We start from the raw sequence: 26,794 nt of genomic DNA, 5'->3' as shown, positions 1-26,794 counted from the left end.
GGGTGCGGCGGCCCACGGGGTACGGACCGGTGAGGGACGGTAGTTCTAACGGGCTGCTGTAAGGGACTTGGGGCGCGGCCTGCGCGGCGTTGGCGGAGGCGGCCGGTGTGGCGCCCAAAAGCGGCGCAGACAGGGCCAGGGTGAGCAGAGTGGCCACAGTGGCCCTGCGACGTCTGGAGATCATGCAGTCGAAGCTAGGCCCTGGTTCTCCGCAACACGTCCGGCTCCAGGGCTACTTGGTCATACCCCTGTCGGCGGATCCCGCCAGACCCCGGTATCACACAGGTGAGGGCGGCGGTCTGCACAGTGGAGACGAGTTGGTGAGGACGTCACCGCCCATTCAACCGCCACGACCGCCAACCCGGCGAACCTATGCGGTCAGAGCACTAGTTGTTCTGTCCCGGGATGGCCTGAGGAGTGAGTCCTGGCCCCTTCTAGGCGCTTGGGTTCTAGAGGTGGTCGCAACACCAGACCCTGAGGGGTGTTGCATTGACCAAACCGCGGCGGAACTACAAGAAGCGTGGGCCTGCCCCTTTGACGGAGAAGCGTGACCAATACCTTCGGCTCATGGCGCAGGGATTGAGCAACTCGGCCGCGTGCCGAAAGGTGGGCATCAATCGCAAGACGGGGAGCCGCTGGCGGTACGGACGCAAGGTCGTCGATTGGTCCGGCCGCGACCACGTCTACCCGCCCATCGTCGAGGAGAGGGACACCGGCGGGGGCTCGCCTCGGTTCCTGTCGGAGGACGAGCGGATCGTCATCACCGACCTGCTGCGGGCCAGGAAGTCCCTGCGCGCGATCGCTCGCGAGTTCAGCCGGGACCCGGCCACGATCAGCCGCGAGGTGCGTCGCAACAGCGACCCGCGCACCGGCTCCAAGCCCAGCGCCGAGCCGCCGTGCGCCGCGCCCGCTCCAAGGAAGGCAAGATACGGCGCGACCCCGAGCTGAAGGAGTTCATCCAGCAGCACCTCGACCGTCGCTGGAGTCCCGCGCAGATCAGCCAGGTCCTGCGCTCGGCGTTCCCGGACGAGCCGGACCGCCACCTCGCTCAAGCTCACAGCCATACCCGAAACCCCTGGGCCCGCTGATCTTACGAATGACCAGCTCAGACCCACGCTTGGAAGGTAGGACAAGCTGACCGCGCCCGGCTGGGTGTATGAGTCTCGAACACCCGCGCTAGGCGGGACAAGCTCAGCACCCACCGAGTCGCCGCGCTGGCCGTTCTCGGGCTGGAATGGGCGGCGGGCTAGTCCCGTTCGCCGGTGTACAGGAGGCTGGGGGTGACTCGCCAGGGGCGGACGTGCGGGGCATTTCCCGGTTTGTGGCGGATCGGCGGAGGTAGTGGTTCTGGCCCGGCAATTCCCCGTGGTGTTGAGACATTCCCATGCTTGAAGGAAATCACCCCGTGGGTAAGCCTGTGTGGGGCCCCGAGCCGCTGGCGTAGCGGTTCGGGGCCCCACGGTTTCTCACCGGCTCAGAGCGTGTCCTGCCGGGCGGTATCGGAAAGCCTTTACGGCTCGTCGATACCGATCCAGTTGATGTGGAAGTTGTACTGGGCCGCGTGTGCCGGCGTGAGGACTCTGGTGTCCTTCCACTGCAGGTACACGCGGAACCTGGTCCTGGTCGGCGAGTAGACAGCCGACGCTCCCACGGCCGACCAGTGCGTTCCGTCCCCTCCCAGGGAGATCACGTACGTCGGGTTACCGGTGAAGCCTGCCGTTGACGTGTCGACATCGATGAAGATGCCTGCGTTGTTGTAGTTCTGCCAGCCCTGCCCCGGTGCCGTATGCCCCGAGGCAGTCCTCTGAGTGGACAACTGAAATCCCCCTTCGTTTCGCCGGGCAAAGCAGCCAGCCCGCCCGCCAACCTCGATCCCACTGTAAGAACGGAAAGGCTTCTCTACGTCTTTTATCAGGGGTAAACCACTGGTTTGAGCGGATCTGACGTGCACGGGACTTTCACTGCGCCCGTACACACCCCGGATCACCCAGCCGTGCACATTTATCGGCCAGTGTCTGAAATTCTCACGAAGCTGACAATCAACCGGCAGCTCGCCTGTGCAGGAGTCCCACCACAAGCTCGCGAGGAACGTGTGCCACGGCAAGCGGCACCACCCACCAGGCGTACCGGGACGGCATGGAGACCAGCTCGGTGCGCTCGGCCTGGTCCTCGGCGCCGTAGTGCTGTGGACCACCCGGTACCTCGACGCCGCCGCCGACCAGCTCCGCGCCGAGGGCCACGAGAACCGCGGCCAGGACATCGCCCGCCTCTCACCGTTCAAGCACCGCGACCGGAACGTGCTCGGCCGCTCCAGCTTCACCGCCTCCACCGGGCGCCTGCCCAAGGCCAGGGCGCCAGCGACGCCACGCTGCCCGGCATCGTCGCCCGGGCCTGCAAGAGGTGCGGTTCAAGGACAGCGGCCACCCACCAACGGCCCGGAGGCCGAGCCGAGCGCCATCGACTGCATCGACATGGCGTTCCAGCCGGTCCCCGCCCGATGGAATCTCGCAGTCGTGACCGGGCATCGCCATCAGTTACCGGGGAGCCAGTCGGCCGCTTCGGCTGGGGCGCGCTTAGCCCACCTCGGTGCGAGGGCACTGATGATGTGTGTCCCGGTCGGTGTGTCGGCGCCATCGCTGGTTCGATGCGATGAAAGCCCTGCTCAGGGCGCGGACGACGGGACGGGAGCCCATGGTGGAGAAGCTGTTCGCAACACTGAAGACCACGGCCGGGGACATCGAACTGGAGCTGTTTGAGAGTCAGGTTCCGGAGACCGTCGCGAACTTCGTCGGCCTCGCGGACGGAAGCAAGCCGTGGATCGACCCCGACACCGGGCAACGGATCAACAGGCCGCTCTACGACGGGACGGTCTTCCACCGGGTCATCGACGGATTCATGATCCAGGGCGGCGACCCCCAGGGAACCGGAGCCGGAGGACCGGGCTACCGCTTCAAGGACGAGATCCATCCGGAGCTGAGGTTCGACCGGGCCTACCGGCTCGCGATGGCCAACGCCGGCCCCGGGACCAACGGCTCCCAGTTCTTCATCACCGTCACGCCCACCCCGCACCTCAACGACCGGCACACCATCTTCGGCCAGGTATCCGCCGGAGAGGACGTCGTCACCACCATCTCCAGGGCCGACACCGCACGCCAGGACCGTCCCGTCACCGACATCACCATCGAGTCCGTCACCATCGAGTCCGTCACCATCGACCGACGATAAATTCCCCACCACGACCACCGGGCGGCCAGGCTGGCCGACACGACCAGCGGGCTACCCAGCCGCAGCAGTCCACCACCCGGAAAGCCCTCTGGCTGGCCCCACGCGCGGCCCTGCCGACGCGCGAGACAACCGCGGGCGCCCGATCTCCCCCACAGGCGCGCCCCACATCCCGCCCGCTCCCACACTTTTTCAAGACGGGGCGGTCGTGGGGTGCTCTGAGGGGGATGCCAGACCCCCCGACCACGCCCCTCTGGGGGTGGCGTCCTGTGCCGACTCCGAACGTGCGCGCAGGCTCACGCAAGAGATGCCGCAGGAAATCGTGCAAGATGTGCGCGGCCTTGGACTGCACGGTCGCCGACCTGTTGGAGGCCGAGCCGCTGGCCGTCGCCGACGGCGGCGAGCGGGAGACCGGCCGCCGGGCGGTCGGGGCCGAGGACGCGGCGGACCGTCCCGCCCGGCCGACCCCGCGCAAGGGCGGCCGTTCGCGCTGTCCTTGCCGCCGAACTGACGCCGTGTCGCGACGAAGGGCTTGGCCGGTCGGGCAGTGCCGGGTCTGTCTGAGCTGGGGAGAGAAACCGCAGTACGCCGACTGTGTCGGCTGCGCGTCCTGGCGCAACAGGCTCCACCCGGACACTGGCCCATGCCGTCGGTGCGGGCACGAGAGCCACCTCAACACTGACGGGTTGTGCCGCCTGTGTCTGCAGGTCATCCGGACCTTCGACGCCGAGTGGATCGCCGATCCCATCAGTGGACGGCCGTGTCAGCTCGTGCTGATCCTGCCCGGCATCCGTCTGCCGCGGTCACAGCCGTCGACCGCCCGGTCAAGGGGCGGCCTCGTGACGCGAGCCGACCGCGGTCCTGGCTGGACCGGCAGCGCATCGCGGAGGCCGAACCGAGCGACGATCCGCGCGTGTGTCCGCCGGCCGTACGCGGCCAGGTCGCGCTGTTCCGCCTGCGCCGACAGCTGGCCCAGGAGCATGTCCGGCGCATCCGCGACCGGGACCTCGTCGACTACGGCCGTCTCCAGTCCCTCGCCCTCGCCAAGGCCGATGGGCAGGGGTTCAGCAAGGCGTGATGGCGGGCCACGTGCTGGATGCTCCGGCTGGCCCTGGCCGTCCGGGACGCCGACGGCGAGGACCTGGTCGCCGAGGGAGTCCTCGATGACCTGGCTGGCGTTCATCGACGCGGCCAAGCACCTCGGGCTGCCGCTGGAGGAGATCGCCGAACTGCTCGGGGTATGGGAGTCCGGCGTCTGCGCGGACGTGAAGGCAGACCTGCGGCCGCGTATCGCTGCCCGGCTCGGCACCGCTGAACAGCGCATCGCCGAGCTCCGGACGTTCGCATCCTCCCTGCGCGACGCACTACGGACCCTGGACTCGCTGCCGGACCGTTCCAGCCGCTGCGACCGCAAGTGCGGCTTCCTGAGCCCGGCGGCGTCCGGTCCAGTGGACGTCGTGTTCACCCCGATTCGTCCGGCCCCCGAGGAGAACGGCGAGCGACGGAGGTCCGCACCCGTGGCCTGCTCGCTCACCGGCGACGACCTGGACGAGCGAGCGGCTGAGTGGCGTACGGCGGCCGAGGGTGCGGAGCGCACCGCGATCCCCGACGGGATACGGCTGACCCTGCCCGCCGAGCGAGCCGCAGCCGTGGCCACCCTCGCCGCGGCCGAGCAGCAGTGCTGCCCCTTCTTCGACTTCCGCCTCCACCTCGACGGCCCGCACCTGCACCTGGAGGTCAAGGCACCGGCCGAGGGCACCGCCCTGCTCGACGCCCTGTTCTCCGCCATCTCCTGACCGATCATCCCCACCCCGCCTTGCTGAAACTCCAGAAAACCACCGGAAAGACCCCTTCATGCTCGTCGCCCGCTCCATCGTCCTGTTCGTCGTTGCCGCCCTGTTCGAGATCGGGGGCGCCTGGCTGGTCTGGCAGGGCGTCCGTGAGCACCGCGGCTGGACCTGGATCGGCGCCGGCGTCATCGCGCTCGGCCTGTACGGCCTGGTCGCCACCTTCCAGACCGACGACCACTTCGGCCGTATCCTCGCCGCCTACGGCGGGATCTTCGTCGCCGGATCCATCGCCTGGGGCATGGTCATGGACGGCTACCGCCCCGACCGCTTCGACGTCATCGGCGCCCTGGTCTGCCTCGCGGGCATGGCCGTCATCATGTACGCGCCGCGTGGCCACTGACCTCGTGCCGTGACATGGTCGACGGGATGTCTCGGCTTCGTGGCCGGGTTGCTGATCGCCATCGTCACCGCGCCGCTGGGGGTGTCGGGGGCGGTGTTCCTGCTGCCCGTGCAGCTGAGCGTGCTGGGCGTGCCGAGTCCGGTGGTCACGCCCACCAACCGCCTCTACAACGTGGTGGCGAGTCCCGGCGCACTGCTCCGTCACGCCAGACGCGGCCGTCTCGGCGGACCACTCACCCGGCAACTGGCCCTGGGCACACTGCCCGGCGTGGTCGTGGGCGCGGTCATCCGGGTGTTCGTCGTACCCGGCCCCGGTGTCTTCCGGGCCCTCATCGCCGCACTCCTGCTGCCTCTGGGTCTGTGCCTGCGCACCGTACGGCCGCCTCGTCCGGGCACCACCCGGCCGTCCCCCTTCGGTCCGGCCGTCACCGCGCTCGCCGTGGCGGTCGGCATGGTCGGCGGGATCCACGGCATCTGCGGCGACTCCCTGCTCGGGCCGATCCTGTACCGTCTCGGCCTGCCGGTCACCGTGGTGGCCCCGGCGGCGCTCGCCGCCACCTTCCTCACCTCCGTCGTCCGTGCCATGACGTACGCGCTGCTGGCCCTGACCGCCAGCGGCCCGGCCCCATCGCCCCGGACTGGTTCCTCAGCCTGGTCTGCCGACTGAGCGGCCTGCTCGGCGGCTGCCACGACGGTCGACCTCCTCTACGCCGTCCAGGCCCTGGAGTGTCCTGAGGCGTCGGAGAACCGATCAGCCGAGCCCGAACCAGCCCAGCACCGTCTGCACGAGCAGGATGGTGGACATCCCGGCGACGCCCACGACCACGGCGGTGGCGGCGACGCGGTAGCGCGGGCCGTTGGCGGCGTCGCCGAGGACCGCGCGGCGGTTGGTGAGGACCAGCAGATAGACGAGGACGATCGGGCTGATCAGTCCCTGAAGGACCTGGGTGCCGATGAGGAGCTGGATGACGTCGACCGGGTCATCGCCACCGTGGCGCCCAGCACTGTCTGGGCGGTGAACAGGCCCAGGAACAAGGGCGCGTCGCGGAAGCTGCGGGAGACCGAGCGTTCCACACCGGCCGCTTCCCCTATGGCGTAGCTGGCGGAGAGCGGTACGACCGCTCCGGCCAGGGCGGAGGCGCCGATCAGGCCGAGGGCGAAGAGGAGTTCGGCGTTCTGGCCGGCGACCGGCTTGAGTGCCTCGGCGGCTTGGGCTGCAGAGCTGAGCGGGCCGGTGCCGCCGATGGCGGACGCGGTGGCGATGATGATGGTCAGGCTGATGACGCAGGCGAAATCGGCGCCGAGGATCGCGTCGGCGCGGATGAGGGGGTAGTCGGCGGGCTTGGCGCCCCGGTCGACGACGCCAGCGGCGGCGTAGAACTGCATGTACGGGCTGACCGTCGTACCGATCAGCGCGACCGCGAGCAGGATGAAGTCCTTGCTCGGTTTGCGCCCTCTACGAGTACGGCCGCCGCCGCCCGGGACACCTGCCGCCCGACCGGGCCATGAAGGCCGTCGGCAGCACACCTGGCGGTTTCGTCTGGATCGGCCTGCACGCGCCGTCCGCCGACCAGCTCCAGGCCGTCGCCCGCGCCTTCGGTCTGCACCCCCTCGCCGTCGAGGACGCCCTGGAGGCCCACCAGCGCCCCAAACTGGAACGCTACGACGACACCCTCTTCCTCGTCCTGCGCACCGCCGCCTATCTCGAACACGACCAGTCGGCCCCCACCACGGACATCGTCGGCACCGGCGAGATCATGGCTTTCGTGGGCCGGGACTTCATCGTCGTCGTCCGCCACGATCCGTCCACGCACCTCGGCGGCGTCCGCCGCGGCCTGGAGGCCGACCCCGAACGGCTCGCCCAGGGGCCCGTCGCGGTCCTGTACTCCGTCGCCGACCCGGTGGTCGACGAGTACCTGGACGTCGTCGCCGCCCTGGAGGCCGACGCGGACCAGGTCGAGAACGACGCCTCCTCCCCGGAGGCCGGCCACGACATCGGCCGTATCTACCAGCTCAAACGCGAACTCGTCGGACTCCGCCGCACTGTCGCGCCGCTGGCCGCGCCCCTGCGTGATCTCGCCGAACGCCGGGTCCCCGGCGTGGACAAGGGGCTGGCCGCCTACTTCCGGAACGTCGTCGACCACCTCGCGCAGGCCGCGGAACGTGTCACGGTGCTGACCGAACTCGTCGACAACGCTCTGACCATGGCCCTCGCCCAGACCGGCGTCCAGCAGAACCACGACATGCGCCGCATCAGCGCTGCCACCGCGCTGATCGCCGTCCCCATCGCCGTCGCGGACGTCTACGGCATGAACTTCGACCACATGCCCGAGCTGCGCCGGCTCCTCGGCTATCCCACGATGCTCGTCGCCACCGCCGTCCTCGTCACCGTCGTCTACCTGCTCTTCCGCTGCAAGAACTGGCTCTGACACCCGTCGTACGGCGGTCTGGCACACTGTCCGAACCTGGCGGACCGGTGAAGAAGGGACCCCGTATGTCGATGGTGGACAACCTGCGCAAAGTCGCGGGTCTGGCGCGGCGTGCCCGCCGCCGGGTGGACTTCAGCCACCCGGCCCGCTCGCCACTCGGCTCCAGCGTCGTCAACTGCGTGGTCTACCGCAACGGCGTCCGCCAGGAGGCGTCCCCCACCGTCGAGGAGTCCGTCGCCCGCGTCCGCAAGCACCGCGACGGCTTCCTCTGGCTGGGCCTGCACGAACCCACCGAGACCGAGTTCGGGCGCGTCGCCGAGCTGTTCGGCCTGCACCCCCTCGCCGTCGAGGACGCCGTCCACGCCCACCAGCGCCCGAAGGTCGAGCAGTACGGCGACGTCCTGTTCGCCGTCTTCAAGACGGTGACGTACGTCGAGCACGCGCAGCTCACCGCCACCAGTGAGGTCGTGGACACCGGTGAGATCATGGTCTTCACCGGTCCCGACTTCGTGGTCACCGTCCGCCATGGCCGCCATGGTTCGCTCGGCCCCCTTCGCGAGGACCTGGAGGCGGAACCGGGACTGCTGACCAATGGCCCCTCTGCCGTGCTGCACGCGATCGCCGACCACGTCGTCGACGACTACATCGGCGTCGCCGACGCCGTCCAGAACGACATCGACTCCGTCGAGACCGACGTCTTCTCCCCGCACAGCCCGCAGCACGCCGACGCCGGCCGCATCTACCAGCTCAAGCGCGAGCTCCTGGAACTCAAGCGGGCCGTGGTCCCCCTCGGCCGCCCCCTCACTCAGCTCGCCACCGAACCGCGCCCTGCCGTCGCCCCCGAGATACGGGCCTACTTCCGGGACGTCGCCGACCACCTCGCCCGCGTCGCCGAACAGATCACCGCCTTCGACGCCCTGCTCGACTCCATCCTCCAGGCCCACCTCGCTCAGGTGACCGTCGCCCAGAACGAGGACATGCGCAAGATCACCGCCTGGGCCGCGATCATCGCCGTGCCCACCATGGTGTGCGGGGTCTACGGCATGAACTTCGAGCACATGCCGGAACTGCGCTGGCGCTTCGGTTACCCGCTGGTCCTCGCCGTGATCGCCACCGCGTGCCTCGTCATCCACCGCGGCTTCAAGCGCAACGGCTGGCTCTGGCAGGCAGGCCGCCGACGGATCACACGCCCACGTCACGGCTGCGGAAGTCCTCCAGGGACTCACGGCGGACGAGGAGGCGGGCGACTCCGTCGCGTACGGCGGTTACGGGTGGACGGCCGACCAGGTTGTAGCCGGAGGCCATGGAGAGGTGGTACGCGCCTGCCACGGGTACGGCGAGGAGGTCGCCGGGGCGTACGTCGGCGGGGAGTTCGGTGTCGGCGGCGAGGATGTCTCCGGCCTCGCAGTGCCGGCCGACGACGGTGACGCGGGCCAGGTCGGCGGTGTGGTGGCGGCCGATCAGGCGGGGGGCGTACCGGACGCCGTACAGGGCCGGGCGCGGGTTGTCGCCCATGCCGCCGTCCACGGCGACGAACACGTGGCCGCCGGTCCGCTTCACGGCGAGGACGCGGTACAGGGCGATGCCCGGCGGGCCCACGATCGCCCGTCCCGGTTCGATGAGGAGGCGGGGTACCGGGATGCGGGCCGTGGCGCACGCGTCGGCGAGTTCGGTGCGGACCTTGCGGGCCAGGGCCGTCAGGTCGAGGGCCTCCTCGCCGGGGCGGTAGGCGATGCCGTGGCCGCCGCCGAGGTCCAGTTCGGGCAGGACCCGGCCGTGCTGCTCGTGCAGGCGGGCCATGAGGCCGACCATGCGTCGTACGGCGGCGAGGTACGGCTTGACGCTGGTGATCTGGGAGCCCAGGTGGCAGTGCAGGCCGGTGAGTTCGAGTTGCGGCTGGTCGAGTATGCGGGCGATGGCGTGCGCCGCGTAGCCGTCGGCGATCGACAGGCCGAACTTCTGGTCGTCCGTGCCGGTGCGGATCTTCTCGTGGCCTCCCGCGCTGATGCCGGGGACGACACGGACCATGACCCGCTGGTGGCCGTCCGGCCCTACGGCAGCGGCCAGGCGTGCGATCTCCGAGGGGCTGTCGATGACGATCCGGCCGACGCCCAGGCGCAGGGCGGTGTCCAGGTCGCGGGGTGTCTTGGCGTTACCGTGCAGCACGATCCGCTCCGGCGGGAAGCCGGTGGTGACGGCGAGTTCCAATTCGCCGGCGGAGCAGACGTCCAGGCCGAGGCCCTCCTCGTCCGCCCAGTGGACCATGGCCCGGCACAGGAACGCCTTGGCGGCGTAGAGGACTTCGGCGTCGGGGAAGGCGTCGTGGTAGGTGCGGCAGCGGTCGCGGACCTCGGCCTCGTCGAGGACGTAGACGGGGGTGCCGAAGCGGTCGGCGAGCTCGGCGAGCGGGACACCGCCCACGGCGACATCCCCCGCGCGGGGCTCGGTGGTCGAGGCGGGCCACACGCAAAGGTCGGCGGGCCTGGCAGTGGCGGTGGGTTCGTGGACCGTGGTCATCGTCTGCTTCCCCTCTCAGGCTGTTCGCAGCGCGGGCGTCCGGGATGTGACCGGTGTGATCGGCGCGGGGGCCGGGGCGGTGAACCGCGGGTCCACCGTGAGGGTCGTGATGCCGAGCGGGGCGGTCAGTGCGCGCAGGGCAGGCGCGGCAAGCCGGATCCACGCCTGGTCGGGGCCGAGGGTGGCGGTCAGCCGGGGTGCGGAGGAGAAGGCGACGGCCGTGCGGACACCGAGGGGCGTGCGGAAGAGACGGGCGGTGTGCCCGGAGGGGCCCGGCCGGACCGGGACGTACAGGGGCCGGCCGGGAATCGATCGGCGGGTTCGGGGTCGTCGTCGTAGCGGAGTTCCGTCATGGGGTTTCTCCCGGAAGGAATGGGCGGATGCATGGGGACGCCCCGGACGCGGGGAGGCGGACCGGGGCTCGCCTTCGACGTTATGCCCGGTGGCCCGTGCTTCCGGAGGTGTCCTGACGAGATGCTGACGATGACCCGGGCGACTTTGACGGGATGCTGACGCGCCCGGCGGGAGGGCGGGGAACGGCTCGTCAGAGGGGCGTCAGGGAATGGTGCGAGGACTGTTCGAAAGCCTCGGCGCGGGAGTGGGATGGAACCGTGGAAGCGATGCCCCAAGCCCGCCCTCCCTCAGCCGCCGCCCGTGTCGTCGTGGGAGTGAGCGGCTCGCCGGGAAGTCTCACCGCGCTCTGCCGCGCCGCCGACGAGGCCCGGCGCCGGGGTGCCGAGCTGTGGCCGGTGCTGGCCTGGGAGCCGCCGGGCGGGGATCTCGCCGCCCGCAGGTCCACTGCCGCGGCCGTCCTGGCCGAGGACTGGGAGCGGCTGGCGCGGGAGAGGCTGCTCGGCGCCCTGCGTGAGGTGTTCGGCGGGGAGGGCCCAGGACTCCCCCTGCGCGCCCTCATCGCGCGCGGCACACCGGGCCGGGCGCTGGTCGGGACGGCTGACCGGGAGGACGACCTCCTCGTGATCGGCGCCGGGCGGCGTGGCCGACTGCGCCGCGCGCTGTGGCCGTCGACCGGCCGTTACTGCCTCGCACACGCTGACTGCCCGGTCCTGGCGGTGCCGCCGTCTCCGCTTCAGGCGGCGTGGGCGGCCGCGCACCGCCGGAACGCATGGCGGCTGCGCCTGGACACCGGGGACGTGGCAAGGGAGTTCGCCTCGATGCCGCCAGACGCCTGAAATCGCGCGGCGACCCGCAGTACGTGGGTGCGGCCGACACACGAGCCCGCCGCGAGTGTGCCACCCGGCCCCTGGCATCACGCGGATGCATTCACGACGTGGCCGCAGCCGACCGGCCCGGCTGGCGCGAGCGTGCCGCCCGGCGCCCGACGCCGTACGGCCTTGCTCAGGACGTGGCCGCCGCCGGCAGATCCGGCTGTTCGGGGCGGCGCTGCGGTGCCGTGCGCACGGCCAGCACCATGGTGAGGCCACCGCCCGGGGTGTCCTCGGCGTGGATCGTGCCGCCGACGGCCTCGGTGAAACCGCGGGCGACCGCGAGACCGAGGCCGACACCGGCGCCGCGCGGGGAGTCGCCGTAGCGCTGGAAGGGTTCGAAAATGCGGTCCTTGGCCTCGTCCGGGACACCGGGGCCCCGGTCCACGACCCGCACCTCAACGCGGTCGCCGATGGCGCTCGCGGACACCAGGACGCGCTCCCCCGGCGGGCTGTACTTGACGGCGTTCTCCACGATGTTCGCGACGGACCGCTCCAGCAGGCCCCGGTCGACGTCGACCATCGGCAGAGTCTCCGGGATGTCCAGCTCGACGCTGTCCTCGGGGACACCGCCGAGCGCCATCGGGATCACCTCGTCGAGGTCGGTCTCGCGGATGATCGGGGTGACGGTGCCGGTCTGGAGGCGGGACATGTCGAGGAGGTTGCCGACGAGGTGGTCGAGTCGGTCGGCGCCCTCCTCGATGGCCTCCAGCAGCTCCGCCTGATCCTCCTGCGACCACTCGACGTCGTCGGAGCGCAGGGAGGTGACCGCGGCCTTGATACCGGCGAGCGGGGTGCGCAGGTCATGGCTGACGGCGGCCAGCAGCGCGGTGCGGATGCGGTTGCCCTCGGCGAGCGCGCGGGACCGGTCGGCCTCTTCCTGGAGGCGTCGGCGGTCCAGGACGACGACGGCCTGTGCGGCGAAGGCCGCGAGCACCCGGCGGTCCTCGGCGGGCAGCACCCGTCCCGTCAGCGCCAGCGCCATGTGGTCGCCGACCGGTACGTCGACGTCCGCGTCGTCGGGAACGGCGCAGGGCCGCGGTCCCACGCTGCCGGCGCAGGTCCAGGGCGCCACGTCGCTCTCGCGTTCCAGCAGCGCCACCGACTCCATGCCGAAGGTCTCCCGGACCCGGTCGAGAAGCTCCTCCAGACTCGTCTCACCGCGCAGGACGTTGCCGGCCAGGAAGGAGAGGATCTCCGACTCGGCCCGCAGGCGTGCTGCCTGGTGGGTGCGCCGGGCAGCGAGGTCGACGACTGAGGCGACGGAGACCGCGACCCCGACGAAGATCGCGATGGCGACGATGTTCTTCGGGTCGGCGATGGTGAAAGTGTGGACGGGAGGGGTGAAGTACCAGTTCAGGAGCAGCGATCCGGCCGCTGCCGAGGCCAGGGCGGGGAAGAGCCCGCCCAGCAGGGCCGCCGCCACCGTCATCGTCAGGTACAGCAGCATGTCGTTGGCGAGCCCGACGTCCGGGGACACGCTGCTGAGCAGCCAGGTCAGCAGCAGGGGGCCGCCGAGGCCGACCAGCCAGCCCCAGATGACGCGGGAGCGGCCGAGACGTGCGCCTCGGTTGACGGGGAGTCCGCGGCCCTTGCCGGCCTCGTCGTGTGTGATCAGGTGGACGTCGAGGTCGGGGCCGGAGTCGCGGGCGACCGTGGCACCGACTCCGGGGCCGAAGGCGTACTGCCAGCCCTTGCGGCGGGAGACGCCGAGCACGATCTGGGTGGCGTTCACGCCACGCGAGAAGTCGAGCAGCGCGAGCGGTATGTCGTCGCCGACGACGTGGTGGAAGGTACCGCCGAGGTCCTCGACCAGGGTGCGCTGGACGGCCAGTTCCTTCGGTGAGGCGGCGGTCAGGCCGTCGCTGCGGGAGATGTACACGGCGAGGACCTCGCCGCCGGCGCCCTTCTCCGCGAGCCGGGCGGCCCGTCGTATCAGCGTCCGTCCTTCCGGGCCGCCGGTGAGCCCGACGACGATCCGCTCGCGTGAGCCCCAGATGGTGGAGACGCTGTGCGCGCTGCGGTACTCGGTCAGATAGGCGTCGACGCGGTCGGCCACCCACAGCAGCGCCAGCTCGCGCAAGGCGGTGAGGTTGCCGGGGCGGAAGTAGTTGGACAGGGCCGCGTCGACCTTGTCCGGCTTGTAGATGTTGCCGTGCGCCATACGGCGGCGCAGGGCCTCCGGGGACATGTCGACCAGGTCTATCTGGTCGGCCCGGCGGACGACCTCGTCCGGGACCGTCTCCCGCTGCCGTACGCCGGTGATCGACTCGACGACGTCGCCGAGCGACTCCAGGTGCTGGATGTTCACCGTGGAAATGACGTCGATGCCGGCGGCCAGCAGTTCCTCCACGTCCTGCCAGCGCTTGGTGTTGCGGGAACCGGGGACGTTGGTGTGGGCGAGTTCGTCGACAAGCGCCACCCGGGGGTGGCGGGCGAGGACCGCGTCGACGTCCATCTCGGTGAAGACGCCGCCCCGGTACTCCAGTTCCTTGCGCGGAATCTGCTCCAGGCCGTGCAGCATCACCTCGGTGCGCGGCCGGTGGTGGTGCTCGACGAAGGCGACCACACAGTCCGTGCCCCGCTCCACCCGGCGGTGCGCCTCGGAGAGCATGGCGTAGGTCTTGCCGACGCCGGGTGCCGCGCCGAGGTAGATCCGGAGCTTGCCGCGTGCCATGTACGCCCTTCGTTCACGCTTCGAAGCGGTAGCCCATGCCGGGCTCGGTGATGAGATAGCGGGGGTGGGAGGGGTCCGATTCCAGTTTGCGTCGCAGCTGGGCCATGTAGACGCGCAGGTAGTTGGTCTTGTTGCTCTGGGAGACGCCCCAGACCTCCTGGAGGAGATGCTTCTGGGTGATCAGCCGGCCCGGGTTGGTGACCAGGATCTCCAGCAGGTGCCACTCGGTCGGCGTGAGGCGGATGTCGCGGCCCTGGCGTACGGCCTTCTTGGCCAGCAGATCGATCGCGAAGTCGGCCGTCTCTACGAGTGTCGCCCCGGACACGAGCGGTGCCTCCTCGGTACGGCGGACCGCGGCCCGCAGCCGCGCCAACAACTCGTCCATGCTGAACGGCTTGGTCACGTAATCGTCGGCTCCCGCGTCGAGTGCCGCCACCTTCTCGTCGGACGCCTGCCGGGCGGACAGCACCAGGATCGGCACCCGGGTCCAGCCGCGCAGCCCCTTGATGACCTCGACGCCGTCCATGTCGGGCAGCCCGAGGTCGAGCATGACGACGTCAGGCTGCCGGGCGGCCGCCAGCCGCAGCGCGGTAGCACCGTCGGGGGCCGCGTCCACCCCGTACCGGCGTGCCTGGAGATTGATGATGAGGGCCCGTACGAGCTGCGGGTCGTCCTCCACCACCAGCACCCGTGTCATGGGCGTGCGCCTTCCTGTCGTACGTCGTCGGGCCGTACCGACTTCATGGCTGCGGGAGTCGGCGGACCCGGATCGCTCCCGGCCCGCCGGCTCCCCCTCTGGGTCGTGTAACGCCATCAGCTCTTCGCCAGGAGTTCCTTGAGCGCGATGTTGAGCTCCAGGACGTTCACCCGGGGTTCGCCGATGAAGCCGAGCGTGCGGCCGTCGGTGTGGTCGTCGACGAGCTTCTGGACCTGGGCGGCGGACAGGCCGTTCTTCTCGGCCACCCGGTGGACCTGGAGGTCTGCGTAGGCAGGGGAGATGTCCGGGTCCAGGCCGGAGCCCGAGGACGTCACCGCGTCGGCGGGGACCTCGGACGGCTCAACCGTGTAGCCGGCGGTCGAGTTGTCCTTGACGACGGCGGCCTTGGCGGCGGTCACCCAGTCGATCAGGTCCTTGTTGTCGGCGGCCCGGTTGGTGGCGCCGGACAGGATCAGCTTGTACTGGGTGTTGACGCTGTTGCTGCCGAGGCCGTTCTGCGGGCGGCCCTGGAACCACTTCAGGTCGGGCTCCGGGGTCTCCTGGCCCTTCTTCAGCGGCAGGTTGTACGCCTGCCCGATCAGCGACGAGCCGACGACCTTGCCGTCCGCCTTGATCTCGGAACCGTTCGCCTTGTCGCTGAACAGTCCCTGGGCGATGCCGGTGACGACGAGCGGGTAGATCACGCCGGTCACCAGGGTCAGCACGAGGAGGGCGCGCAGGCCCGCCCCGAGCAACCGGACGGTGTTCATGACGGAGTTGTTCATGGCTTTCAGCCGATCCCGGGGATGAGGGAGATGAGCAGGTCGATGAGTTTGATGCCGATGAACGGCGCGATCAGCCCGCCGATGCCGTAGATCGTCAGGTTGCGCCGCAGCATCCTGTCGGCGCTGACCGGCCGGTACTGCACGCCCTTCAGGGAGAGCGGCACCAGCGCGATGATGATCAGCGCGTTGAAGATGACGGCGGAGAGGATCGCGGAGTCCGGGGAGGACAGGCCCATGATGTTGAGCTTGTCCAGGCCGGGGTAGACGGCCGCGAACAGCGCCGGGATGATCGCGAAGTACTTGGCGACGTCGTTGGCGATGGAGAACGTGGTCAGCGCACCGCGCGTGATCAGCAACTGCTTGCCGATCTCGACGATCTCGATCAGTTTGGTCGGGTTGGAGTCGAGGTCGACCATGTTGCCGGCCTCCTTGGCGGCCGACGTCCCGGTGTTCATCGCGACGCCGACGTCGGCCTGCGCGAGAGCGGGCGCGTCGTTGGTGCCGTCACCCGTCATGGCGACGAGCTTGCCGCCGGCCTGCTCCCGCTTGATGAGGGCCATCTTGTCCTCGGGGGTGGCCTCGGCCAGGAAGTCGTCGACGCCCGCCTCCTCGGCGATCGCCTTCGCGGTCAGCGGGTTGTCGCCCGTGATCATGACCGTCTTGATGCCCATGCGGCGCAGTTCGTCGAACCGCTCCCGCATGCCGTCCTTGACGACGTCCTTGAGGTGGATGACACCCAGCACTCGGGCGCCCTCGGAGTCCTCGATCGCCACCAGCAGCGGGGTGCCGCCGGCCTCGGAGATCCGGTTGGCCGTCGTGTCCGCGTCCTCGGCGACCGTGCCGCCCTGTTCCTTCACCCAGGCGGTGACCGAACCGGCCGCACCCTTGCGGATCCTGCGTCCGTCGACGTCGACGCCGGACATCCGGGTCTGGGCGGTGAAGGCGATCCACTCGGCGCCCTTGAGCTCTCCCTGGTGGCGCTCGCGCAGTCCGTACCTCTCCTTCGCGAGGACGACGATGGAGCGGCCTTCGGGCGTCTCGTCGGCCAGCGACGACAGCTGGGCGGCATCGGCGACCTCGGCCTCCGTCGTCCCGCTCACCGGCACGAACTCGGACGCCTGCCGGTTGCCGAGGGTGATGGTGCCCGTCTTGTCGAGCAGCAGGGTCGAGACGTCACCGGCGGCCTCGACCGCGCGGCCGGACATGGCCAGCACATTGCGCTGCACGAGCCGGTCCATGCCCGCGATACCGATCGCGGAGAGCAGCGCGCCGATGGTGGTGGGAATGAGGCAGACCAGCAGGGCCACCAGCACGACCATCGTCAGATGCGTGCCCGCGTAGTCCGCGAACGGCGGCAGGGTGGCCACCGCCAGCAGGAACACGATCGTCAGCGAGGCGAGCAGGATGTTCAGCGCGATCTCGTTGGGCGTCTTCTGCCGGGCCGCGCCCTCGACCAGGTTGATCATCCGGTCGATGAAGGTCTCGCCCGGCTTCGTCGTGATCCTGATGACGATCCGGTCGGAGAGCACCTTCGTGCCGCCGGTGACGGCACTGCGGTCGCCGCCGGACTCCCGGATGACGGGGGCGGACTCACCGGTGATCGCCGACTCGTCGACGCTCGCGACGCCCTCGACGACGTCACCGTCGCCGGGGATGACGTCGCCGGCCTCGCAGACGACCAGGTCACCGATCCTCAGGTCGGTGCCCGGAACCTGTTCCTCCGAGTCCCCGACGAGCCGCCGCGCCACCGTGTCGGTCTTGGCCTTGCGCAGGGTGTCGGCCTGGGCCTTGCCGCGGCCCTCGGCAACCGCCTCGGCCAGGTTGGCGAAGACGACCGTGAGCCACAGCCAGGCGCTGATGGTCCAGCCGAACCAGTCGCCGGGGTCCTTGAAGGAGAACACCGTGGTCAACACGGATCCGATCCACACCACGAACATCACGGGCGACTTGACCATCACCCGCGGGTCGAGCTTGCGGAAGGCGTCCGGGAGGGACTTGACGAGCTGCTTGGGATCGAAGAGGCCCGCGCCGACACGGCCCTCGGCGGGCTTGTGCCCGGTGGGGACGTCGCTGTGCGGCGCCCGGGTCGGGGTGGCTGTGGACATCGAGTCCTCGTGCTTCGTTACGTCGGTTGTCATGACGCCAGCCCCTCGGCCAGCGGACCCAGCGCGAGGGCCGGGAAGTAGGTCAGACCGGTGATGATCAGGATCGCGCCCACCAGCAGGCCCGTGAACAGCGGCTTCTCGGTGCGTAGGGTGCCCGCGGTCACGGGGACCGGCTTCTGCTCGGCGAGCGAGCCGGCCAACGCCAGGACGAAGATCATGGGCAGGAAACGGCCGAGGATCATCGCCAGGCCCAGGGTGCTGTTGAACCACTGGGTGTCCGCGTTCAGACCGGCGAACGCGGAACCGTTGTTGTTGGAGGCGGACGTGTAGGCGTAGAGGATCTCCGAGAAGCCGTGCGCCCCGCTGTTGGTCATCGAGTGGCCGGGAGTGGGCAGCGCCATCGCCGCGGCGGTGAAGACCAGGACCAGCGCCGGAGTGATCAGGATGTAGCAGGCGGCGAGCTTGATCTCGCGGGTGCCTATCTTCTTGCCCAGGTACTCGGGGGTGCGGCCGACCATCAGACCGGCGATGAACACCGCGATGATCGCCATGATCAGGATGCCGTAGAGGCCGGAGCCGGTGCCGCCTGGCGTGATCTCGCCCAGCATCATGCCGAGCATGGTGATGCCGCCGCCGAGGCCGGTGAAGGAGGAATGGAAGGAGTCCACCGCGCCGGTCGAGGTGAGCGTGGTGGCCACCGCGAAGATCGAGGACGAGCCGACGCCGAAGCGGACCTCCTTGCCCTCGTACGCCCCGCCCGCGATCTGGAGCGCCGGGCCGTGGTGGGCGAACTCGGTCCACATCATCAGGGCGGTGAAGCCGAGCCAGATGGTGGCCATCGTGGCGAGGATCGCGTAGCCCTGCTTCACGCTGCCGACCATCACGCCGAAGGTGCGGGTCAGGGCGAACGGGATGACCAGCAGCAGGAAGATCTCGAAGAGGTTGGTGAAGGGGGTGGGGTTCTCAAAAGGGTGGGCGGAGTTGGCGTTGAAGTAGCCGCCGCCGTTGGTGCCCAGCTCCTTGATGGCCTCCTGGGAGGCGACCGCGCCGCCGTTCCACTGCTGCGAGCCGCCCATGAACTGGCCCACTTCATGGATGCCGGAGAAGTTCTGGATGGCACCGCACGCCACCAGGACGATCGCCGCGACGAAGGCACCGGGCAGCAGGATGCGGGTGACCCCGCGCACCATGTCGGACCAGAAGTTGCCCAGTTCACCGGTGCGGGAGCGCGCGAAGCCCCGGACGAGCGCCACCGCCACCGCGATACCGACGGCCGCCGAGACGAAGTTCTGCACGGCCAGCCCGGCGGTCTGCACGACGTGGCCCATGGCCTGCTCGCCGTAGTACGACTGCCAGTTGGTGTTGGTGACGAAGGACGCGGCGGTGTTGAACGCCTGGTCCGGGTCGATCGAGGAGAAGCCCAGCGAGCCCGGCAGCACGCCCTGGAGTCGCTGGAGCAGGTACAGGAACAGCACGCCGACGGCAGAGAAGGCGAGAACGCCCCGCAGGTACGCGGGCCAGCGCATCTCGGTGTCGGGGTTGGCGCCGATGCCCTTGTAGATCCACTTCTCGACCCGCCAGTGCCGGTCGGAGGAGTAGACCTTGGCCATGTAGTTGCCGAGGGGGATGTAGCAGAGCGCCAGGGCGCCTATGAGTGCCAGCAGCTGGAGGACGCCGGCGAGTACGGGACCCATCGCTGTCTCAGAACCTCTCGGGGAAGATCAGGGCGAGGACGAGATAGCCCAGCAGGGCGACGGCCACGACCAGGCCGACGATGTTCTCGGCGGTCACAGCTTGGTCACCCCCTTGGCGACGAGGGCCACCAGCGCGAACACCGCGATCGTGGTGACGACGAAGGCCACATCGGCCATCGCGAACTCCTAGAAGAGGTTCGGAAGAGAACGGACAGATAGAGGAAACCCCGGCTCCGGCCGGAATCGGCCGGCCGTTGACGAGTCCCTTACGGCGGCACCCACGGCTTTGACGGGACTCTTACGGCCCCCGTCCGTACCGGCCGTCACAGCAGGCGGAAGCGCAGTCGGCAGATGACCGCGTCCGTCTCCCTGCGCACGGCGTGGGCGACGACCGCGCCCCGCTGGTTCTGCAACAGCCGCTGCCACAGCCGCTCCGGCTCGGCCTCCGGGATCAGGACGGTGACCCGGGTGGCCGGCTCCGCCGCGGCGACCTCACGGACGTACGCGGCGATGGGGCGGCCGAGGCTGCGCCGCTCGCACGACAGCCGGACCAATGACACTCCGGGGTCCCACTCGGCCCACGAGCGCTCAAGGGCGTGCAGCGCGGCCCGGTCCTCGGGGTCGGGGTAGCAGACGGTGACCGCGCGAACCTCGTCGCCCAGGGAGGAGGCCGCCGTCAGGGCCTCCGAGGTGAGCCGGGACAGCGACGACACGGGCACGATCACCACCGAGCGCTCCCGGTGCGGTGGCTCGGGGATACGGCCCAGACCGAGCCGCGCGCCGATCCGGCCGTAGGCCCGATGGACGGCGACGAACGCTGCCACCAGCAGTGGCAGCGCGACCACGATCAGCCACGCGCCCGCCTGGAACTTCTCCACGGTGACGACGACCGTGGAGACGCCGGTGAGGACGGCACCGAAGCCGTTCAGCGCCGCCTTGCCCCGCCATCCCGGGCTCCCCTTCTCCCGCCCACCCGCCCGGCGTTCGAGCCGCCAGTGCCGGACCATCCCCACCTGGGCGATCGTGAAGCCGACGAAGACACCGATGGCGAACAGCGGCACAAGGGTGTTGGTGTCGCCGCCGGAGAAGACGAGCAGCGCCGCCGAGACCACGGCCAGGGCCAGCACACCGTGCCGGTGGACCTGCCGGTCGGCCTTCAGGGCGAAGACGTGCGGCAGGTAGTTGTCGCGGGCCAGCAGCTTCAGCAGCACCGGCAGACCGCCGAAGGAGGTGTTCGCGGAGAGCGCCAGCAGGATCATCGTCGCGAACTGGATGACGTAGAAGGCCCAGTTGTGGCCGAGGGAGGCGTCGGCGAGCTGGGCGAGGACGGTGACGCCCTCGACCGGCTGGAGGTGGAAGCGGGAGATCAGCACTGACAGGCCGATCAGCATCACGCCGAGCACGGCTCCGAGGGCGACCTCCGCGCGCTGGGCCCGCTTGGCACGCGGGCGGCGGAAGGACGGGACGGCGTTGGCGATGGCCTCGACCCCGGTGAGCGCGGCACAGCCGGAGGCGAAAGCCTTCAGCAATAGCAGGGCGCCGACCGTGGTGGCGTTGTCGGCGAGTGCGGAGGCATGGCCCTCCGCGGTCGCGGTGCTCACCGGCCCGGACCGGAACAGACCCACGGCGATCAGCACGAGGATCGAGCCGACGAACACCACGGTCGGCACGATGAACACCCTCGCCGACTCGACGATGCCCCGCAGGTTCACCCCGGTGATCAGCACCAGCACGGCCAGGCACAACCACAGCCGCTCGCCGTACAGGGAAGGAAGAGCCGAGGTCAGGGCGGCCACTCCGGCCGTGACGGCGACGGCCACGTTGAGGACGTAGTCCAGGACCAGCGAAGCGGCCGCCACCAGGCTCGTCCGCGCGCCCAGATGCGTCTTGGCCACGGCGTAGGACCCGCCGCCGTCCGGGAAGGCGGCGATCACCTGCCGGTACGAGGCGACCAGCACCGCCAGCAGGCCGGCGATGGCCAGCGTCACCGGGAGGGTGAAGCCCAGGCCGTGCGCCCCGGCTGCGGCCAGGACGAGGACGATCGCCTCGGGGCCGTACGCCACCGACGCCATCGCGTCCAGGGAGAGCGCGGCCAGACCGGTCACCGCGGTGAGCCGGTGGCGTTCGCCGGTATCGGGTGGCTCTTCGTCGGCGGGGGTCGCGCCCGGCTCGAGGGTCAGGACGGACATGGATGCGTGCTCCTTCTTCCAGGGCCACGCGCGCGAGGTCTGAGGCGTGCGCGGTGCACTCAGGGTGTGTCCGTTTCCCACTGGGGCCGACTACTCTTGTCGGTTTCTTCGCGCCGAAGCGGCCGACTTTGACGGGACCTTGACGGGTATGTGACCCAGGTGACAGAGGCATCAGAGTCGCGTCAAAGGGGAGGCGATCCGGCCTTCCCGATCTCTACGTTCAAAGCCATGGCATCCCGCACCGGCGCGCGCGAACCCGCTGACGCGGCGCACGACCTCCGCTGGGCACGGGACGTGCGGGACTCGGTGCGCTGCGCCGGCGTGCTGCTCGTCCTGCTGCTTCTCCTCGACTGGGGCACGGAGCGGCTCACTCCCCGCCGCGCCGCGCTGTGGTTCGCCTTGGCGCTGCTGCTCTTCCTCACGCTGTATCCGGCCCGGGTCCGGGCCGGTGAGGACTGGCTGTCCTCGCGTCGACTGTGGCGCGAGCGCCGGGTCCGTACGGATCTGCTGGTGTCCGTCCGCTGCCTGGACGGCGTCTCCCAGCGGCTCGTGCTGCGGGACGCGTTCGGCGGCCGGGTGGAGATCGATCCCGAAGTGCTGGTGCGCAACCCGCAATTGTGGCTCCGGTTGGAGGCGGGGGCCCGGAGGGCGGCGGCGGCCGGCACGCTGTTGTGCGGGGCGACCGCGTTGCGCCGCCTCTCCCGGCGCATCGACCGCGAGACCGCCCACGCCGTGTTCAAAGCCTCCGGGCTGGAGTGACGGTCCCCGCGTTCGGTCCTGCCCCGGTCTGCTCCGCGAAGGGCAGCGATACGACCATGGTCAGGCCGCCGCCGGGGGTGTCCTCGGGGGTGAGGGTGCCGTTCATCGCCTCGGTCAGGCCGCGGGCCAGGGCGAGTCCGAGGCCGAGGCCGGTGGTGTTGTCGGTGTCGCCGAGCCGCTGGAAGGGCTCGAAGAGGCGTTCCCGGCCGTCGGCGGGCAGGCCGGGACCGCGGTCGACGACCCGCAGTTCCACCCGTCCCGCCAGGGCGCTGGCGGTGACCAGCACCGTCCGTCCGGGGGGCGTGTGCCTGACCGCGTTGCCGACGAGGTTGGCGACGACGCGCTCGAGCAGGGGTGGATCCGCCAGGACGGCCGGGATCTCCTCCATGTCCCGCGCCTCGGCTCCCGGCGCGTCCGCGAGCGCCACCGGGAGCACCTCCTCCAGGGTCGTGGCCCGCAGGTTCAGGGTGAGGGCGCCGGCCTCCAGGCGGCTGAGGTCGAGGAGGTTCTCCACCAGGCGGCTGAGCCTGGCCATGGACTCGTCGGCGGTGGCGAGGAGTTCGTCGCGGTCCTCGACGGTGAACTCCACGTCCTGGCTGCGCAGTGAGGTGACGGCCGCCCAGCCGGCGGCGAGCGGGGTGCGCAGATCGTGGCCGACCGCCCGCAGCAGCGCCGTGCGCATCCGGTCGGCGGCCTTCACGGGCTCGACCTCGGCCGCCGCCTCGGCCAGCCGGGCCCGCTCGACGGCGGATCCCACGTGCGCGGCGAACGCGGCAAGGACGCGCCGTTCGGAGGAGGACAGCGCGCGCCCTCGCAGCACCAGGTACGCGCCGGGACCGGCGGGCACGGCCGTGGCCTCCTCGGCCTCGGGCGGCTCGTCGACCAGTTCGGCCGAGTCCATGCCGAAGGTCTCCCGGGTACGTTCCAGCAGGGCGGGAATGGTCGCGCCGCCGCGCACGATGGTGCCGGCCAGGGAGGACATGGTCTCGGCCTCGGCCGTGGCGCGGGCCGAGCGGCGGGACAGGCGCAGGGAGCGGTCGACGACGGCGGCCACGGTGGCGGCCACGACCGCGAACACCCCGAGCGCGATCAGCGCGTTGGGGTCGTCGAGGGTGAAGGCGCCGATGGGCGGGATGAACCAGTAGTTGAGCAGCAGGGACGCCGTCACCGACGCGATCAGCGCGGAGGCGACCCCGCCTATGCAGGCCACCCCCACGACCACGAGCAGGAACAGCAGCGCCTCACTGGTCAGGTTCACCGTCCCGCGCACCTGGGCGAGGACGACGGTGAGCAGCACCGGCAGCACCAGTCCCGCCACCGGTCCCGCGACCAGCCGGGCGGTGGACAGAGTGCGCCGCCGGGACGGCAGCAGGGCACCGCGCCCCGCGCGCTCATGGGTGACCCGGTGAACGTCGATGTCGCCGGACAGCGCGGTCACGGTCTCCCCCGTGCCGGGTCCGGTCAGAAACCGTTCCAGACGGCCCCGCCGGCTGGTGCCGAGGACGAGCTGGGTGGCGTTCTCGGCGCGGGCGAAGTCGACCAGGGCGGTGGCGATGTCGTCGCCGACGACGGAGTGGTAGCTGCCGCCGAGGTCCTCCACGAGCCTGCGCTGCCGGGCCAGCGAGGCGTGCGAGACCCCGGCTGCCAGGCCGTCGCTGCGGGCCACGTGCACAGCGAGGAGGTCGCCCCCGGCCGACCGGGCGGCGATCCGGGCGGCCCGCCGGACCAGCGTGTCCCCCTCCGGTCCTCCGGTCAGCGCGACGACGACCCGCTCCCGCGTCTCCCACACCCCGCCGATGCCGTGCTGCGAGCGGTAGTCCTGGAGCGCCTCGTCGACCCGGTCGGCCACCCACAGCAGGGCCAGCTGCCGCAGCGCGGTCAGGTTGCCGGGCCGGAAGTAGTTGGCGAGCGCCGCGTCGACCTTTTCGGGCGCGTAGACGTTGCCGTGCGCCAACCGCCGCCGCAGCCCCTCGGGTGGCATGTCCACCAGCTCGACCTGATGGGCCCGCCGTACGACGTCGTCGGGCACGGTCTCGTGCTGCGGCACGCGCGTGATCTTCTCGACCACGTCGTTGAGGGACTCCAGGTGCTGGATGTTCAGCGCCGTGACCACGTCGATGCCTGCGGCGAGCAGCGCCTCGATGTCCTGCCAGCGCTTGGCGTTGCGGCCGCCGCCGGGGACGTTGCTGTGGGCGAACTCGTCGACGATCGCCACCTGCGGGCGGCGGGCCAGCACCGCGGCGAGGTCCATCTCCTCGAACCGCCCGCCGCGGTAGTCGCAGCGGGCCCGGGGGACGGTCTCCAGACCGTCCAGCATGGCCTCGGTGCGCGGCCGGCCGTGGCACTCGGCGAAGCCGACCACGACATCCGCACCACGGGCGGCGCGCCGCCGGCCCTCGTCGAGCATCCGGTAGGTCTTGCCCACGCCCGGGGCCGCCCCGAGGTAGACCTTCAGTCGTCCGGGCCGTACGTCACCACTCATCGCCGCCGACGCGCTCCGCTCACTGGCTCAACTCCCACAGGAGGCGGGTTACTTCCCTCCACCGAAGCGTGTCCGGGGGCCCGCCGGGGTGTTTGTTAGCGCTTCCTTGGCGCCCGTCCCGGGGACCTTGACACTGTCTTGACGTCCGACGGACGGATAGGGTGAAGGCGGTGTGCCGGGAAGTCTGGTCGGCGGGGAGTCAGGGTGACTCCTTTGGGCCCCACAGGGCCTGTGGCCCCAGGGGGACGGCATGCGCGGCGTAGGTACGGTTCTGGCACTGGTGGTCCTGGCCACCGTCGTGGCGACCTTCGCCCGCCGCTGGCGTATCCCCGCGCCCTCCCTGCTCGTGGTCGCCGGCCTCGCCGTGGCGCTGCTGCCGGGCACCCCGGAGATCGAGATCAGCCCGGAGGTCATCGGCCTCGTCGTCCTGCCACCGCTGCTGTACGCCAGTGCGGAGGACATGCCCTGGCGTGAGCTGAAGGCCGTGTGGAAGCCGGTCGGAGTCCTCTCCATCGGCCTGGTGCTGGCGTCGGCGGCCGCGGTCGGCTGGGTGGCGTCCGAGGTGACTCCCCTGTCGTGGCAGATGGCGTTCGTGCTGGGCGCGGTGCTGGCCAGCACCGACCCCGTGGCCGTCACCGCGCTCGGCAGACGCCTCGCCCTCCCGCCCAAGGTGCAGGTCCTCGTCCAGGCGGAGAGCCTGTTCAACGACGCGACCTCGCTGGTGCTGTTCCGGGTCGCGGTGAGCGTGGCGGTGGCGTCGGCGGCGACCGGATGGGGCCCGGCGGGCGGTGAGTTCGCCGTGCTGGCCGGGGGCGGCACGGTCATCGGCGCCGTCATCGCCGGAGTGGTCGCGCTGATCCGCCGCCGCACCGAGGACCCGGTCCTGGAGACCGTGATCGCTCTGGTGACGCCGTACATCGCCTACGTCCTCGCGGAGGCAGCCCACGCCTCCGGCGTCACCTCGGTCGTGGTGGCCGGGGTCGTCCTGGGCGGGCGCGGCGACCGGCTCACCAACGCCCGCATACGTCTCCAGTTGCACGCCGTCTACGGCACGGTGGTGTTCCTGCTGGAGAGCGTGGTGTTCTCCCTGATCGGGCTGGCGCTGCCCGCACAGGTCCAGGCGCTGGACGACGGCGACCGGGCCTGGCCGCTGTACGCCCTCGCCGTGGCCGGCACGCTGATAGCCGTACGGCTGCTGTGGCTGGCGCCGCTGTCGGCGGTCGTCCAGCGCAAGGGCGGCATCCAGCGGATGAACTGGCGGGTCCCGCTGGTGCTGACCTGGGCCGGCACCCGCGGGGTCGTGCCCCTGGCGGCGGCCCTGTCCATACCGGAAACAACGAAGAACGGCGCCGCCCTGACGGAGCGCCCGCTCGTCCTCGTCCTGACCACGTCGGTCGTGGTCGCCACCCTCGTCGTCCAGGGCTTCACCCTCGCCCCGGTCGTGCGCCGCTCCGGCATCGCCCTGGAGCCAGACCACACCGAGCGCGAGGAGGCCTCCGCCCGCTGCCGTCTGGCCGACGCGGGCATCCGCCGCCTGGAGGAGCTCTCCGAGCTGGAGGCTGTACCGGACGTCGTCCTCGACCGTCTCCGCCGGGGCCTCTCCGCCCGCCTCGACGACGCCCGCGACCGCCTCACCGACGACAACCGCACGACCGGATCCGCCGACCTCGTCTACCGGCAGCTGCGCCGCGACCTGATCTCCGTCGAAGCCACGGAACTGCAACGGCTCTACGACGACCACACCATCAGCGACACGACCCGCAGGCGTCTCCAGCGCTCCCTGGACCTGGAGGAAGCCCGGCTGGCGGACGCGTAGGTCACCGTCA

General features: G+C 70.7%; 20 protein-coding genes and 4 pseudogenes. 12 read left to right on the top strand and 12 right to left on the bottom strand.

Annotated elements, in window-relative coordinates; translation table 11 throughout:
• The first annotated feature begins 567 nt into the window (after nt 1-567).
• Nucleotides 568-948, top strand: coding sequence for a helix-turn-helix domain-containing protein (locus tag ABZ490_RS28695; RefSeq protein WP_358995873.1), 381 nt, complete (start codon nt 568-570; stop codon nt 946-948).
• A 562-nt stretch (nt 949-1,510) separates the two neighbouring features.
• Here the strand turns inward: ABZ490_RS28695 and ABZ490_RS28690 are convergent.
• On the bottom strand, nt 1,511-1,816 hold the full coding sequence (locus tag ABZ490_RS28690; protein ID WP_358995870.1) for a hypothetical protein: 306 nt from the start codon (nt 1,814-1,816) through the stop codon (nt 1,511-1,513).
• A 241-nt stretch (nt 1,817-2,057) separates the two neighbouring features.
• Here ABZ490_RS28690 and ABZ490_RS28685 point away from each other — a divergent pair.
• From ABZ490_RS28685 to ABZ490_RS28660, 6 genes and pseudogenes are all read left to right on the top strand, one after another.
• Nucleotides 2,058-2,321, top strand: a pseudogene (locus ABZ490_RS28685) (Tn3 family transposase); the annotation flags it as partial.
• A gap of 370 nt (nt 2,322-2,691) precedes the next feature.
• Entirely contained in the window at nt 2,692-3,225 is a 534-nt protein-coding gene (locus ABZ490_RS28680) for a peptidylprolyl isomerase (RefSeq protein WP_358995867.1), read from the top strand.
• A 910-nt stretch (nt 3,226-4,135) separates the two neighbouring features.
• A complete protein-coding gene (locus tag ABZ490_RS28675; protein ID WP_358995864.1) occupies nt 4,136-4,300 on the top strand; it encodes a hypothetical protein in 165 nt (54 codons plus the stop codon).
• Between the two features lie 85 nt (nt 4,301-4,385).
• Entirely contained in the window at nt 4,386-5,018 is a 633-nt protein-coding gene (locus ABZ490_RS28670; protein ID WP_358995861.1) for a MerR family DNA-binding protein, read from the top strand.
• A gap of 58 nt (nt 5,019-5,076) precedes the next feature.
• Nucleotides 5,077-5,412: a YnfA family protein gene (locus ABZ490_RS28665; RefSeq protein ID WP_358995858.1), complete on the top strand. Its 336-nt coding sequence runs from the start codon at nt 5,077-5,079 to the stop codon at nt 5,410-5,412.
• A gap of 9 nt (nt 5,413-5,421) precedes the next feature.
• Nucleotides 5,422-6,095, top strand: a pseudogene (locus ABZ490_RS28660) (sulfite exporter TauE/SafE family protein); the annotation flags it as partial.
• A gap of 243 nt (nt 6,096-6,338) precedes the next feature.
• Here ABZ490_RS28660 and ABZ490_RS28655 read toward each other — a convergent pair.
• Nucleotides 6,339-6,797 (bottom strand): divalent metal cation transporter, encoded by a 459-nt coding sequence (locus tag ABZ490_RS28655; RefSeq protein WP_358995855.1) that lies wholly within the window; start codon nt 6,795-6,797, stop codon nt 6,339-6,341.
• 119 nt (nt 6,798-6,916) lie between these two features.
• Here ABZ490_RS28655 and ABZ490_RS28650 point away from each other — a divergent pair, with 119 nt between their 5' ends.
• Complete coding sequence (locus ABZ490_RS28650) at nt 6,917-7,840, top strand: magnesium and cobalt transport protein CorA (RefSeq protein ID WP_358995852.1); 924 nt, start codon at nt 6,917-6,919, stop codon at nt 7,838-7,840.
• 65 nt (nt 7,841-7,905) lie between these two features.
• A pseudogene (locus ABZ490_RS28645) lies at nt 7,906-9,000 on the top strand (magnesium and cobalt transport protein CorA); the annotation flags it as partial.
• 22 nt (nt 9,001-9,022) lie between these two features.
• Here the strand turns inward: ABZ490_RS28645 and lysA are convergent.
• Together lysA and ABZ490_RS28635 are read right to left on the bottom strand one after the other, a co-directional pair.
• Nucleotides 9,023-10,357, bottom strand: a complete 1,335-nt coding sequence (lysA, locus tag ABZ490_RS28640; protein ID WP_358995849.1) for a diaminopimelate decarboxylase — start codon at nt 10,355-10,357, stop codon at nt 9,023-9,025.
• Between the two features lie 15 nt (nt 10,358-10,372).
• Nucleotides 10,373-10,710, bottom strand: a pseudogene (locus tag ABZ490_RS28635) (SAV_915 family protein).
• A gap of 267 nt (nt 10,711-10,977) precedes the next feature.
• Between ABZ490_RS28635 and ABZ490_RS28630 the strand changes: the two are divergent.
• Nucleotides 10,978-11,547, top strand: coding sequence for a universal stress protein (locus ABZ490_RS28630; protein WP_358995846.1), 570 nt, complete (start codon nt 10,978-10,980; stop codon nt 11,545-11,547).
• A gap of 166 nt (nt 11,548-11,713) precedes the next feature.
• On the opposite strand, the gene ABZ490_RS28625 is transcribed toward ABZ490_RS28630, so the two are convergent.
• The 7 genes from ABZ490_RS28625 to ABZ490_RS28595 all read right to left on the bottom strand — a co-directional run bounded on the left by ABZ490_RS28625 (nt 11,714) and on the right by ABZ490_RS28595 (nt 21,727).
• Nucleotides 11,714-14,257: a DUF4118 domain-containing protein gene (locus ABZ490_RS28625; RefSeq protein ID WP_358995843.1), complete on the bottom strand. Its 2,544-nt coding sequence runs from the start codon at nt 14,255-14,257 to the stop codon at nt 11,714-11,716.
• A 13-nt stretch (nt 14,258-14,270) separates the two neighbouring features.
• Nucleotides 14,271-14,954, bottom strand: coding sequence for a response regulator transcription factor (locus tag ABZ490_RS28620; RefSeq protein ID WP_358995840.1), 684 nt, complete (start codon nt 14,952-14,954; stop codon nt 14,271-14,273).
• A 116-nt stretch (nt 14,955-15,070) separates the two neighbouring features.
• Nucleotides 15,071-15,739 (bottom strand): potassium-transporting ATPase subunit C, encoded by a 669-nt coding sequence (locus ABZ490_RS28615; RefSeq protein WP_358995837.1) that lies wholly within the window; start codon nt 15,737-15,739, stop codon nt 15,071-15,073.
• Nucleotides 15,740-15,744: 5 nt separating this feature from the next.
• Nucleotides 15,745-17,877, bottom strand: a complete 2,133-nt coding sequence (gene kdpB, locus ABZ490_RS28610) for a potassium-transporting ATPase subunit KdpB (protein ID WP_358995833.1) — start codon at nt 17,875-17,877, stop codon at nt 15,745-15,747.
• Nucleotides 17,874-19,538, bottom strand: a complete 1,665-nt coding sequence (gene kdpA, locus ABZ490_RS28605) for a potassium-transporting ATPase subunit KdpA (RefSeq protein ID WP_358995830.1) — start codon at nt 19,536-19,538, stop codon at nt 17,874-17,876. Before kdpA ends, kdpB begins: the two co-directional genes overlap by 4 nt.
• 7 nt (nt 19,539-19,545) lie before the next feature.
• Complete coding sequence (kdpF, locus tag ABZ490_RS28600; RefSeq protein ID WP_016434100.1) at nt 19,546-19,635, bottom strand: K(+)-transporting ATPase subunit F; 90 nt, start codon at nt 19,633-19,635, stop codon at nt 19,546-19,548.
• Nucleotides 19,636-19,861: 226 nt separating this feature from the next.
• Nucleotides 19,862-21,727, bottom strand: a complete 1,866-nt coding sequence (locus tag ABZ490_RS28595; RefSeq protein ID WP_358995822.1) for an APC family permease — start codon at nt 21,725-21,727, stop codon at nt 19,862-19,864.
• A 228-nt stretch (nt 21,728-21,955) separates the two neighbouring features.
• Between ABZ490_RS28595 and ABZ490_RS28590 the strand changes: the two genes are divergently transcribed.
• A complete protein-coding gene (locus ABZ490_RS28590) occupies nt 21,956-22,486 on the top strand; it encodes a hypothetical protein (protein ID WP_358995819.1) in 531 nt (176 codons plus the stop codon).
• Here the strand turns inward: ABZ490_RS28590 and ABZ490_RS28585 are convergent.
• Nucleotides 22,464-24,968, bottom strand: coding sequence for an ATP-binding protein (locus tag ABZ490_RS28585; protein WP_358995816.1), 2,505 nt, complete (start codon nt 24,966-24,968; stop codon nt 22,464-22,466). The genes ABZ490_RS28590 and ABZ490_RS28585 overlap by 23 nt on opposite strands.
• A gap of 250 nt (nt 24,969-25,218) precedes the next feature.
• Here ABZ490_RS28585 and ABZ490_RS28580 point away from each other — a divergent pair, with 250 nt between their 5' ends.
• Nucleotides 25,219-26,784, top strand: a complete 1,566-nt coding sequence (locus tag ABZ490_RS28580; protein WP_358995813.1) for a Na+/H+ antiporter — start codon at nt 25,219-25,221, stop codon at nt 26,782-26,784.
• The last annotated feature ends 10 nt before the right edge of the window (nt 26,785-26,794 follow it).

Source organism: Streptomyces sp. NPDC005811 (assembly GCF_040630405.1).
Taxonomy (GTDB): Bacteria; Actinomycetota; Actinomycetes; order Streptomycetales; family Streptomycetaceae; genus Streptomyces.
This window is presented reverse-complemented; position numbering and strand designations above follow the sequence as displayed.